The following is an 11,842-nucleotide window of genomic DNA, read 5'->3' on the forward strand; positions in this document are numbered from 1 at the left end:
CAAGCCATGCGCCATATTGTGGGAGCCTGGCTTGCCGGCGATGGGCCGCAACGCGGCCCCAAATTGCTTAACTGACCGGCATTAGGACAAGCCCGGCACATCTGTTTCAGGCCAATCAATCCTGTAAGGCCACCGCTGCCCGCCTTGATTGCACGACTCGATATCGAGCCGTGCACAAAGGGGGCGCGCGAAAATGCCACAGAAGCAACTGGCCCGTAACAGATGTGGGAGCGGGCTTGTCCCGCGAAGCGCCGCGCGGGCGGCGCTCGATCTCCCAGGCGCTGCAACAACCAACCTGTAAATACCCAGTTTTTTTACTGTCCCGCCCCCGCTGTTTCGTCTTGTACCTAGACGCCCCTTTTTCCAAGGACTGCCCCATGACCGACCGCCCAGCCCTGCGCTCCCAGCGCCTGAACCAGATCACCCACGCCCCGCACGCCGAGCTGGATGCCCTGGTCAAATCCCACAAGCCGTTCGACAGCCGCGAAAGCTTCGCCCGCTTCGTCGTCGCTCAGTACCTGTTCCAGTCCGAACTGCAGGCGCTGTACAACGATCCGCAACTGATCGCGATCGTTCCCGACCTGGCCGAGCGCTGCCGGGCCGAGCAGGCCCGCCTGGACCTCGCCGACCTCGACACCGAAGTACCGGCCGCCGTGCCCGGTGCGCAGGGCAAACCGAGCCTGGGCGAGGCGATGGGCTGGATCTTCGTCTCCGAAGGCTCCAAACTGGGCGCTGCGTTTCTGATCAAGCGTGCCGTGGCGCTGGAACTGTCCGACAGCTTCGGTGCCCGTCACCTGGGCGAACCGGCCGGTGGCCGTGCCGAAGGCTGGAAGCAGTTCACCCGCATCCTTGATAGCCTGGAACTGTCAACCGAAGAGGAAGCCGCTGCCGAGCGCGGTGCAGTTGCCGCCTTCGAACGCTTCACCGAGCTGCTCAAGCACGCCTATGCTGCAGATGCCGCGCTGGTTTGATACGCCATAGCCGGCCACCCTTCCGGTGGCCGCACCGTTTTATGCAGTGAGACCATGACCCGACCCGCCCGCTCGAAACTCGCCCGCCTGCTGTATGGAATACTGGCTTACGTGAGCCTGGGGGTGGGTTTGGTCGCGATCGTTATCCCTGGCCTGCCGACCACCGAATTCATCCTGCTGGCCGCTTGGGCGGCAACCCGCAGTTCGCCGCGCCTCTCGGCCTGGCTGGAAAACCACCGGTTGTTCGGGCCGATCCTTTACAACTGGCGCAATGGCAAGGTGATCCAGCGCCGGGCCAAGGTCAGCGCTACCGTCAGCATGTTGCTGTGCGCAGGCCTGATGCTGACCTTTCTGGAACACCACTGGCCCGTGTTCCTGGCCATCGCCGGCATGACCCTGGGCAACCTGTGGATCTGGTCGCGCCCGGAGCACGCCTGCCCTGCCCCGTCACAAGCTCAGCAACCCTGAGTACAGGGCGTAAGCTGCCAACGCCGCCCCGGCCAGCACAGCGGCAAAAATCAGCTTTTCCCAGGTGGTGAACAGCGTTTGCCCCTGCTCGTGCTTGGCCCTGGCAAACAGGATTACCCCCGGGGCATATAACAGTGCAGACAGCAGCAGGTACTTGAGCCCACCGGCGTACAACAGCCAGATGGCGTACAGCAAGGCGACCACTGCCACCAGCAGGTCCTTGCGCCGCAGGCCCGGCTGCCCGGCATAGCTCTCGCCACGTACGGCCAGCAGCACCGCATAGGCCGCAGACCACAGGTAGGGCACCAGAATCATTGACGACGCCAGGTAGATCAGGCTGGTGTAAGTGCCGGCCGAGAACAGCGTGATCAGCAGGAAGCCCTGGATCATGCAGTTGGTCAGCCACAGGGCATTGGCGGGCACCTGGTTGGCATTCTCCTTGGCCAGAAAGCGCGGCATGGTCTTGTCGCGGGCCGTGGCGTAGAGAATCTCGGCACACAACAACGCCCACGACAGCAGGGCGCCGAGCAACGAAACTGCCAGCCCCAGGCTGATCAGCAAAGCGCCCCACGGGCCGACGATATGCTCCAGCACCGAGGCCAGTGACGGGTTCTGCAGCCCGGCCAGTTCGGGCTGGGTCATTACCCCCAGCGACAGCACGTTGACCAGCACCAGTAGCGCCAGCACACCCAGAAAGCCAATGACGGTGGCCTTGCCTACGTCGGAACGGCGCTGGGCACGCCCGGAGTACACGCTGGCGCCCTCGATGCCAATGAAAACGAACACGGTCACCAGCATCATGTTGCGCACCTGCTCCAGCACGCTACCGAACTGTGGGTTGCTCAGGCCCCAGATATCACGGGTGAAGATATCGGCGCGAAAGGCAAATGCGGCAATGACCACGAAAATCAGCAGCGGCACCACCTTGGCCACGGTGGTCACCTGGTTGATGAACGCCGCCTCCTTGATGCCACGCAGTACCAGAAAGTGCACGGCCCACAGCAACAGCGAGGCACAGCCGATGGCGATTGGCGTGTTCCCCTCGCCAAAAACCGGGAAATAGAAGCCCAGGGTGCTGAACAGCAACACAAAGTAACCGACGTTGCCCAGCCAGGCGCTGATCCAGTAGCCCCAGGCCGAGGAAAACCCCATGTACTCGCCAAAACCGGCCTTGGCATAGGCATACACCCCCGAGTCCAGCTCCGGCTTGCGGTTGGCCAGGGTCTGGAATACGAACGCCAGCGCCAACATGCCGACTGCAGTAATGGCCCAACCGATCAGCACCGCACCCACATCGGCGCGCGCCGCCATGTTCTGCGGCAAGGAGAAGATCCCGCCACCAATCATCGAGCCGACCACCAGCGCGATCAGCGCGCCCAGGCGCAGCTTCTGTCCCGGTTCGCTCATGCATCCCTCACTTTTTTTGCCCGCTGTCATGCCTTTGAAACAGCCTTGCAGACCATATAAATGCTGCGACTTATAAGAGTTAAAGCCATTGAAGCTATAGCACTCATAACTGTTTTGTCTATGCAGTCCTCCTTAAAAACTAGCAGCTCGACAGCGCCTAGAAAAGTTCCCGTTAAAACTGAAAATTCTTGTGAAAAATTTGCGAAAGCGGCAAAAGCGGCTAGCTTCAAGCATCGCAGGCCGAACAGAGCGTTTGCTCTAGAAGGACATGGAGGTGCCAGCGTGCAAGGCCTGCAGCAGAGCTGTCGGCACTCTCCAGGAGCTCGCGTGGAGGAATTTTCCTACTTCACGTAGCCATAAACTGACGCAAGTCAGTCGCTGGCCCAGGCGTCGGATTTATTCTGTCGTCAACTTTCTCCTGGCAGGAGTTGTTAAATGTCTGATTCATCCGGAAAACTAAAGCTCGGCGCGTTAGTTGCTCTCGTAGTCGGTTCGATGATTGGTGGCGGGATCTTCTCGCTGCCGCAAAACATGGCCGCCAGCGCGGGGGTTGGCGCAGTGCTGATCGGCTGGGCCATTACCGCGGTCGGTATGCTGACCCTGGCCTTCGTGTTCCAGACCCTTGCCAACCGCAAGCCTGACCTGGACGGCGGGGTATATGCCTACGCCAAGGCCGGTTTTGGCGACTACATGGGCTTCTCCTCAGCCTGGGGGTACTGGATCAGTGCCTGGCTGGGCAACGTCGGCTACTTCGTGCTGCTGTTCAGCACCTTGGGTTACTTCTTCCCGATCTTCGGCGAAGGCAACACCCCCGCCGCCATTATTGGTGCGTCGGTGCTGCTGTGGGCGGTGCACTTCCTGGTGCTGCGCGGTATCAAGGAAGCGGCGTTCATCAACCTGGTCACCACCGTGGCCAAGGTGGTACCACTGGTGCTGTTCGCCCTGATCTGCCTGTTCGCCTTCAAGCTCGACATCTTCACCGCCGACATCTGGGCGGTAGGCACACCCGAGCTTGGCAGCGTGATGAACCAGGTGCGCAACATGATGCTGGTCACCGTGTGGGTGTTCATCGGCATCGAGGGTGCGAGTATCTTCTCGTCACGGGCGGAAAAACGCTCTGACGTGGGCAAGGCCACGGTCATCGGCTTCGTCACCGTGCTGCTGTTCCTGGTACTGGTCAACGTGCTGTCGCTGGGCATCATGACACAACCGGAACTGGCCAAGCTGCAGAACCCGTCGATGGCCGCCGTGCTGGAGCATGTGGTCGGCCATTGGGGTGCGGTGCTGATCAGCGTCGGCCTGATCATCTCGCTGCTGGGGGCCCTGCTGTCGTGGGTACTGCTGTGCGCCGAGATCATGTTCGCCGCCGCCAAGGACCACACCATGCCGGAGTTCCTGCGCCGCGAGAACGCCAACCAGGTACCGGCCAACGCCCTGTGGCTGACCAACGCCATGGTGCAGATCTTCCTGGTGATCACGCTGTTCTCCAACAGCACCTACCTGTCGCTGATCTACCTTGCCACCTCGATGATCCTGGTGCCCTACCTGTGGTCGGCGGCCTACGCCTTCCTGCTGGCATGGCGCAGCGAAACCTACGAACAGGCCCTGGCCGAACGCAAGAAAGACCTGATCATCGGCGGTATCGCCCTGTTGTACGCCATCTGGCTGCTGTACGCCGGCGGCGTGAAATACCTGCTGCTCTCGGCCCTGCTCTACGCACCTGGCGCGATCCTGTTCGCTAAGGCCAAGCGTGAGGTTGGCCAACCTGTCTTCACCAACGTGGAAAAACTGATCTTCGCAGCCGTGGTCATTGGCGCCCTGGTGGCAGCCTTTGGCCTGTACGACGGCTTCCTGACCCTTTGACCCACGTCTTCGTTCAATTGGAGGAATGAAACCATGTCCGCTGAAAAACAGAAGTACGGTGTCCACTCCGAAGCCGGCAAACTGCGCAAGGTGATGGTTTGCGCCCCGGGCCTGGCGCACAAGCGCCTGACGCCGAGCAACTGTGACGAGCTGCTGTTCGACGATGTGATCTGGGTCGACCAGGCCAAGCGTGACCATTTCGACTTCGTCACCAAGATGCGTGAGCGCGGCGTCGATGTGCTGGAAATGCACAACCTGCTGACCGACATCGTTCAGCAACCCGAAGCCCTGAAATGGATTCTCGACCGCAAGATCACCGATGACACCGTCGGTGTGGGCCTGAAGAACGAGGTGCGCAGCTGGCTCGAAGGCCTCGAGCCGCGTCACTTGGCCGAGTTCCTGATTGGCGGTGTGGCCGGCCAGGACCTGCCACAGAGCGAAGGCGCCGATGTGGTCAAGATGTACAACGACTACCTGGGCCACTCCAGCTTCATCCTGCCGCCGCTGCCCAACACCCAGTTCACCCGCGATACCACCTGCTGGATCTACGGCGGTGTGACGCTGAACCCGATGTACTGGCCGGCCCGTCGCCAGGAAACTCTGCTGACTACGGCCATCTACAAGTTCCACAAGGAGTTCACCAACGCCGACTTCGAAGTCTGGTATGGCGACCCAGACAAGGAACACGGCCAGTCCACGCTCGAGGGCGGTGACGTGATGCCGATCGGCAACGGCATCGTGCTGATTGGCATGGGCGAGCGCACCTCGCGTCAGGCCATCGGCCAGCTCGCACGCAACCTGTTCGCCAAGGGGGCGGTCAAGGAAGTCATCGTCGCCGGCCTGCCGAAGTCCCGCGCCGCCATGCACCTGGACACCGTGTTCAGCTTCTGCGACCGCGACCTGGTCACAGTCTTCCCGGAAGTGGTCAAAGAGATCATTCCATTCATCATCCGTCCGGACGAAAGCAAGCCATACGGCATGGACGTACGTCGTATCAACAAGTCGTTCATCGAGGTGGTCGGCGAGCAGTTGGGCGTTCAGCTGCGCGTGGTCGAGACCGGCGGCAACAGCTTCGCCGCCGAGCGGGAACAGTGGGATGACGGCAACAACGTGGTGGCCATCGAGCCGGGCGTGGTCATCGGCTACGACCGCAACACCTACACCAATACCCTGCTGCGCAAGGCCGGCATCGAAGTCATCACCATCAGCGCCGGCGAACTGGGCCGGGGCCGCGGCGGCGGCCACTGCATGACCTGCCCGATCGTGCGCGACCCAATCGATTACTAACGACCATTGCACCCGACCGGGCCCACGAGGCGGCGGCCGGGACACTACCGAACTCAAGGAGAACATGTCATGGCGTTCAACATTCACAACCGCAACCTGCTGAGCCTGGAACACCACACCACCCGCGAGTTGCGCTACCTGCTGGACCTGTCCCGCGACCTCAAGCGCGCCAAGTACACCGGCACCGAACAACAGCACCTGAAGGGCAACAACATTGCCCTGATCTTCGAAAAAACCTCCACCCGTACCCGCTGCGCCTTCGAAGTGGCCGCCTATGACCAGGGCGCCAACGTTACCTACATCGACCCCAACTCCTCGCAGATCGGCCACAAGGAGAGCATGAAAGACACCGCCCGCGTGCTCGGGCGCATGTACGACGCCATCGAGTACCGTGGCTTCAAGCAGGAAATCGTCGAAGAGCTGGCCAAGTTTGCCGGGGTGCCGGTGTTCAACGGCCTGACCGACGAATACCACCCGACCCAGATGATCGCCGACGTGCTGACCATGCGTGAGCACAGCGACAAACCGCTGCACGACATCAGCTATGCCTACCTGGGCGACGCCCGCAACAACATGGGTAACTCGCTGCTGCTGATCGGCGCCAAGCTCGGCATGGACGTACGCATCGCCGCGCCCAAGGCACTGTGGCCACATGACGACCTGGTCGAGCGCTGCAAGCAATACGCGGAAGAAAGCGGCGCGCGCATCACCCTCACCGAAGACCCGGTTGCCGCGGTCAAGGGCGTGGACTTCGTGCACACCGACGTGTGGGTATCGATGGGTGAGCCGATCGAAGCCTGGGGCGAGCGCATCAAGCAGCTGAAGCCTTACCAGGTGAATGCGCAGCTGATGAAGTCCACCGGCAACCCACGGACCAAGTTCATGCACTGCCTGCCGGCGTTCCACAACTCCGAAACCAAGGTCGGCAAGCAGATCGCCGAACAGTACCCGGACCTGGCCAATGGCATCGAAGTGACCGACGACGTGTTCGAGTCGCCGGCCTGCATCGCCTTCGAGCAGGCGGAAAACCGCATGCACACGATCAAGGCGATCCTGGTTTCGACCCTGGCTGATCTCTGAAAAACACCTCGCCCCTGTGGGAGCTGGCTTGCCGGCGATGCAGGCAACTCGGTGCATGGCACGGGCTTCGCCGGTGATCGCCGGCAAGCCAGCTCCCACAAAGAGGTCGAGGCGCCCCCCTATATCCGCAAAGGACATTCCCCATGCGTATCGTTGTTGCATTGGGCGGCAACGCCCTGCTACGTCGCGGCGAGCCCATGACCGCTGACAACCAGCGCGCCAATATCCGCACCGCCACCGAACAGATCGCCAAGATCCACCCCGGCAACGAGCTGGTCATCGCCCACGGCAACGGCCCGCAAGTTGGCCTGCTGTCGCTGCAGGGCCTGTCCTACAAGCCCGACGAAGCCTACCCGCTGGACGTGCTGGGCGCTGAGACAGAAGGCATGATCGGCTACATGATCGAACAGGAACTGGGCAACCTGCTGGACTTCGAAGTGCCGTTTGCCACCCTGCTGACCCAGGTCGAAGTGGACGCCAACGACCCGGCCTTCAAGGACCCGACCAAGTTCATCGGCCCGGTCTATGCCAAGGACGAGGCCGAGCGCCTGGCCAAGGAAAAGGGTTGGGTAGTCAAGCCCGACGGCGACAAGTATCGCCGCGTGGTGGCCAGCCCTAAACCCAAGCGCATCTTTGAAATCCGCCCGATCAAATGGCTGCTGGAAAAGAACAGCATCGTCATTTGCGCCGGCGGTGGCGGTATCCCCACCCTGTACGACGAAAACCGCAAACTCAAAGGTATCGAAGCGGTAATCGACAAGGACCTGTGCTCGGCCTTGCTCGCAGAGCAACTGGATGCCGACCTTCTGATAATCGCCACCGACGTCGATGCGGCGTACATTGACTGGGGCAAACCAACCCAGAAAGCCATCGCCCAGGCGCACCCCGACGAACTCGAAAGGCTAGGTTTTGCTGCCGGCTCGATGGGGCCGAAAGTGCAGGCGGCCAGCGATTTCGCTCGCAACACCGGCAAAGTGGCAGTGATCAGTTCACTGGAGAACATTGAAGAGATCGTCAAAGGCACCGCCGGCACACGGGTTTCTACCGCGAAGCCGGGCATCAGCTACCGTTGAATGCAGTGGGCGGGCCTGTGCAGCCCGCTGTTTTAAACCCTTCCAAAGGAGCTTGCCATGGCCCAGTACCACCCCGGTCATGTACACATCGAGCGCACTGCGCTGAACAAGAACGACCACAGCTATGACCTGAACATCGAATACGAAGCAGTGTCGGACCCCAAGGAAGGTAGAGGTATCCAGTTCAACATGCATGGCAGCATCGAGGGCAAGCCGGTGGAGGAAAAGTTCTTCCTGGCCAAGGACCAGGTACTGCCCAGCTTTCTCATGCAGCTGACCCGCAAGGCCCAGTCGTACCTGGCACCGCCGAAAAAATTCGAGAGTCTGAGTTCGCCGCACAAGCTTTATGACCATATGTTTGCGGACATTCGTGACAAGCTTGATGTGAAGTCGGGCGATCCGATCAAGCCTGAGCATCTGGAATAGCTTCAGCATTTTGGGGCTGCTTTGCAGCCCATCGCCGGCAAGCCAGCTCCCACAGGTACTGCACAAGTCTTGAGGCCGATGCGATCGAAGTGGGAGCTGGCTTGCCGGCGATGGGCCGTAAAGCGGCCCCGGCGATGTTAAGGCATACTACCGCCCTCCCCCGGCTACCACTTCACCGTCCCTCATGCGCATCCACGTCAGCTTCATCGACCGCGTCGGCATCACCCAGGAAGTCCTCGCCCTGCTCGGTGCCCGCAACCTCAACCTGGACGCCGTGGAGATGGTCCCGCCGAACGTCTACATCGACGCCCCCACCCTAAGCCCCGCCGTACTTGAAGAGCTGCACGACGCGCTGTTCGAAGTGCATGGCGTGCAGTCGGTGGACGTGGTCGACATCCTCCCCGGTCAGCGCCGTCACCTGCAGCTCGATGCCCTGCTGGCCGCCATGAGCGACCCGGTACTGGCGGTGGACAGCGCTGGCAAGGTACTGCTGGCCAACCCGGCGCTGATTGAACTGTGCGGCCGCGAATCGGCCGGGCGCTCGGTAGGCGAGCTGTTCGACGACCCGGCGCTGCTGCAAGCGCTGCTGGACAGCAATTTTCACCTGCCGATGCGCGAAATGCAGCTGAACGGCCAGAGCCTGTTGCTGGACGCCATGCCGATCACCAACGCCGGTGGCCTGCTGACGCTGTACCCGCCGACCCGCATGGGTGAACGCCTGTCCGCCCTGCACCACGACCACGCCGAAGGTTTCGATGCCTTGCTCGGCGAGTCGCCGGCCATCCGCACCCTCAAGGCCCGCGCCCTGCGCGTGGCGGCACTGGACGCACCGCTGCTGGTGCATGGTGAAACCGGCACCGGCAAAGAGCTGGTGGCCCGTGCCTGCCATGCCATCAGCAGCCGTTACTCGGCACCGTTCCTGGCCCTGAACTGCGCTGCATTGCCTGAGAGCCTGGCCGAGAGCGAGCTGTTCGGCTATGCCCCAGGGGCCTTCACCGGTGCGCAACGCGGTGGCAAGCCCGGGCTGATGGAATTGGCCAACCAGGGCACGGTGTTCCTGGATGAAATTGGCGAAATGTCGCCGTACCTGCAGGCCAAGCTGCTGCGTTTTCTCAGCGATGGCAGCTTCCGCCGGGTAGGCGGCGACCGCGAAGTGAAGGTGGATGTGCGCATCATCAGCGCCACCCACCGCGACCTGGAGCGCATGGTTGCCGAAGGCAGCTTCCGCGAAGACCTGTTCTATCGCCTCAACGTGCTCAACCTGCAGGTACCGCCGCTACGCGACCGTGGCCAGGACATCCTGATGCTGGCGCATTTCTTCATGCAGCAGGCCTGCACGCAGATCCAGCGCCCAGCCTGCCGGTTGACGCCGGCCACCCATTCGGCATTGCTGGCCAACCCATGGCCGGGCAATGTGCGCCAATTGCAGAACGTGATTTTCCGCGCGGCCGCCATCTGCGAAGGCAACCTGGTGGACATCGACGACCTGGACATTGCCGGTACCTCGGTGGCCCGTGGCCAGGACGGCGACGTGGCAAGCCTGGACCAGGCGGTAGGTGACTTCGAGCGTGAACTGCTGCAACGCTTGTATGCCAATTACCCTTCGACCCGGCAGCTGGCGGGGCGTTTGCAGACTTCGCATACCGCGATAGCCCAGCGGTTGCGTAAGTATGGAATTCCCAAAACGAAACCTTAATGATGCAACCATCACCCTTCGCAGATTACTCTGCGAGGGGCTTTAAATTAATCATCGAAACAGCTCAAGTATTGACTCAGTCTTCGCGGAAACCGGCTTTTCCATTAGCAGCGAACCACGTTTTCAAAACAGAAATCACTCCGGCGGGACTGTCTTCCACTCCCTCTGCGGGATAGAAAATTAGACCACTTTTGTCTGGGTGGTCGATAATTTTTTCGAAGTGATCAGTCAGTTGATTGATATGCGCGCCGAGTGCGTCGCCTTTGAGTCGGCTGGGGTTTTCGAAAAACTCGTTCAGAAACTCAGTAAACTCAGCCTCTGTATACTCTTCTATTTTATGCTTGAGAATCATTGATCGGCACCTTTATTTCTATGTATCCGCACGTGATTTTTTGGGGTTGTGATTCTAAGATTGTCGATATCGTAAACCGCGCCACCCTCTTTCAAAGGAATAACATGATGAATTTCAAAGGCTCTATTTGATCCAGCGTGCTCGCTGGGTATCGCGCTCGGCGAATAGCCATTGCGCAAGAGGGTTTGATTTGATTTGCTGAACTGACTCATCAGGACAGGATCCTCACTGACTGCAGTCCATATTGCTTCACGTGCACGCCTCCAGCTACTAAAATTTCTTCCTCTTAATTTGTCAGCAATACGAGGTGGGATGGCAACTCCATGAGTTTGATTTGCGCCTGCCAGCCAGACAGTTGCGTCGGGTTGCCCGAAGCCAGTCATCGTGCCGGGCTCCTCTCGCCGATCTCTGAACATCACATACAGAGGCGGCAATCCCGAGTCAGCAGGGAAAACGATGATGTAGTCATCCAGGCTCGCGTCGGCGACACCTGGATAGCCGCCGAGCCTCACCTCGACTGGATTTAGCTTCGCACCTTCATATATCGTTAATTCCGGCTGCTCGGCAGGCAAGTCGGTCGAGGCATTATCTGCTTGTGCGATAGGTGTCCAGGTAAAGGTCCTGCTCGGCACATCTGCGGTGGTAACGCTATAGAGATTGTGCTGTCGATCGTGGGTAGCCGCGAGCACTCGCACTTGGGAAGTGCACGACCTTCCCATCGGTCTTGACGACCAGTATTTCCGAATCATTTGCCTCGGTGGCTTGTGAGCTTAAGCGATAGGGGAGCTCCGCATGGCTGCCAATCGCATTACCGAGTGCCAATGTCAAACTCAACTGAGGATCCAGCGTACCCAGAGGCATTTGCAGCGCGTAGCGCTCCGGTAGTTCACCGTTGCCGAGACGAGAGGAGTACAAGAGTGCGCCGGCACCAGCAACAAACGGGACTGCCACACCAGCAGCACCGCGAAGAGCCGCCAATGCTGCCCCCATTGAAACTGACAGAGAAAAATTCAAGGCTGTTGAAACAACATGCCCCAGAGCTGTAACGACGAGCGGCCCCCCAACAGCGGTGGCACCAGACACAGTAAAAGTGTTCGCCAGGCGGGTAGTTTCCGCCTCTGCCTGGGCCCGTGCCGCGGCTTCTGCCTCCGCCTGGGCCCGTGCCGCAGCTTCTGCCTCCGCCTGGGCCAGTGCCGCGGCTTCTGCCTCCGCCTGGGCC

The 11,842-nt window shown here is 60.6% G+C and carries 11 protein-coding genes and 1 pseudogene; 8 read left to right on the top strand and 4 right to left on the bottom strand.

Annotation, left to right across the window (positions count from 1 at the left end):
• Positions 1–377: 377 nt before the first annotated feature.
• Both ACI2KG_RS17455 and ACI2KG_RS17460 read left to right on the top strand, forming a co-directional pair.
• Entirely contained in the window at positions 378–971 is a 594-nt protein-coding gene (locus tag ACI2KG_RS17455; protein WP_404662732.1) for a biliverdin-producing heme oxygenase, read from the top strand.
• A gap of 54 nt (positions 972–1,025) precedes the next feature.
• Positions 1,026–1,439: a YbaN family protein gene (locus ACI2KG_RS17460; RefSeq protein ID WP_404662733.1), complete on the top strand. Its 414-nt coding sequence runs from the start codon at positions 1,026–1,028 to the stop codon at positions 1,437–1,439.
• Here ACI2KG_RS17460 and arcD (ACI2KG_RS17465) read toward each other — a convergent pair.
• The gene (gene arcD / locus ACI2KG_RS17465; RefSeq protein ID WP_400615443.1) at positions 1,419–2,846 is read right to left on the bottom strand and encodes an arginine-ornithine antiporter; all 1,428 of its coding nucleotides are present in this window, start codon (positions 2,844–2,846) and stop codon (positions 1,419–1,421) included. The genes ACI2KG_RS17460 and arcD (ACI2KG_RS17465) overlap by 21 nt on opposite strands.
• A 435-nt stretch (positions 2,847–3,281) precedes the next feature.
• Between arcD (ACI2KG_RS17465) and arcD (ACI2KG_RS17470) the strand changes: the two genes are divergently transcribed.
• The 6 genes from arcD (ACI2KG_RS17470) (at position 3,282) to ACI2KG_RS17495 (ending at position 10,271) form a co-directional block, all read left to right on the top strand.
• On the top strand, positions 3,282–4,709 hold the full coding sequence (arcD, locus tag ACI2KG_RS17470; RefSeq protein ID WP_400615441.1) for an arginine-ornithine antiporter: 1,428 nt from the start codon (positions 3,282–3,284) through the stop codon (positions 4,707–4,709).
• A gap of 33 nt (positions 4,710–4,742) precedes the next feature.
• Positions 4,743–5,996 (top strand): arginine deiminase, encoded by a 1,254-nt coding sequence (arcA, locus tag ACI2KG_RS17475; protein ID WP_404662734.1) that lies wholly within the window; start codon positions 4,743–4,745, stop codon positions 5,994–5,996.
• Between the two features lie 69 nt (positions 5,997–6,065).
• Positions 6,066–7,076 (top strand): ornithine carbamoyltransferase, encoded by a 1,011-nt coding sequence (locus tag ACI2KG_RS17480; RefSeq protein ID WP_404662735.1) that lies wholly within the window; start codon positions 6,066–6,068, stop codon positions 7,074–7,076.
• Positions 7,077–7,219: 143 nt separating this feature from the next.
• The gene (gene arcC, locus ACI2KG_RS17485; RefSeq protein ID WP_400615435.1) at positions 7,220–8,149 is read left to right on the top strand and encodes a carbamate kinase; all 930 of its coding nucleotides are present in this window, start codon (positions 7,220–7,222) and stop codon (positions 8,147–8,149) included.
• 57 nt (positions 8,150–8,206) lie between these two features.
• A complete protein-coding gene (locus ACI2KG_RS17490) occupies positions 8,207–8,575 on the top strand; it encodes a DUF5064 family protein (protein ID WP_400615433.1) in 369 nt (122 codons plus the stop codon).
• A 184-nt stretch (positions 8,576–8,759) separates the two neighbouring features.
• Positions 8,760–10,271, top strand: a complete 1,512-nt coding sequence (locus ACI2KG_RS17495) for a sigma-54-dependent transcriptional regulator (protein ID WP_404662736.1) — start codon at positions 8,760–8,762, stop codon at positions 10,269–10,271.
• Positions 10,272–10,347: 76 nt separating this feature from the next.
• Here the strand turns inward: ACI2KG_RS17495 and ACI2KG_RS17500 are convergent, their stop codons facing one another.
• From ACI2KG_RS17500 to ACI2KG_RS17510, 3 genes and pseudogenes are all read right to left on the bottom strand, one after another.
• Positions 10,348–10,623 (bottom strand): bacteriocin immunity protein, encoded by a 276-nt coding sequence (locus ACI2KG_RS17500; protein WP_404662737.1) that lies wholly within the window; start codon positions 10,621–10,623, stop codon positions 10,348–10,350.
• Complete coding sequence (locus ACI2KG_RS17505) at positions 10,620–11,312, bottom strand: S-type pyocin domain-containing protein (protein ID WP_404662738.1); 693 nt, start codon at positions 11,310–11,312, stop codon at positions 10,620–10,622. Before ACI2KG_RS17505 ends, ACI2KG_RS17500 begins: the two co-directional genes overlap by 4 nt.
• Positions 11,272–11,842 (bottom strand): annotated as a pseudogene (locus ACI2KG_RS17510) (S-type Pyocin); the annotation flags it as partial. The pseudogene ACI2KG_RS17510 and the gene ACI2KG_RS17505, both read right to left, overlap by 41 nt.

Source organism: Pseudomonas sp. NPDC089407 (assembly GCF_044900445.1).
In the GTDB taxonomy this organism is placed as follows: Bacteria; Pseudomonadota; Gammaproteobacteria; order Pseudomonadales; family Pseudomonadaceae; genus Aquipseudomonas.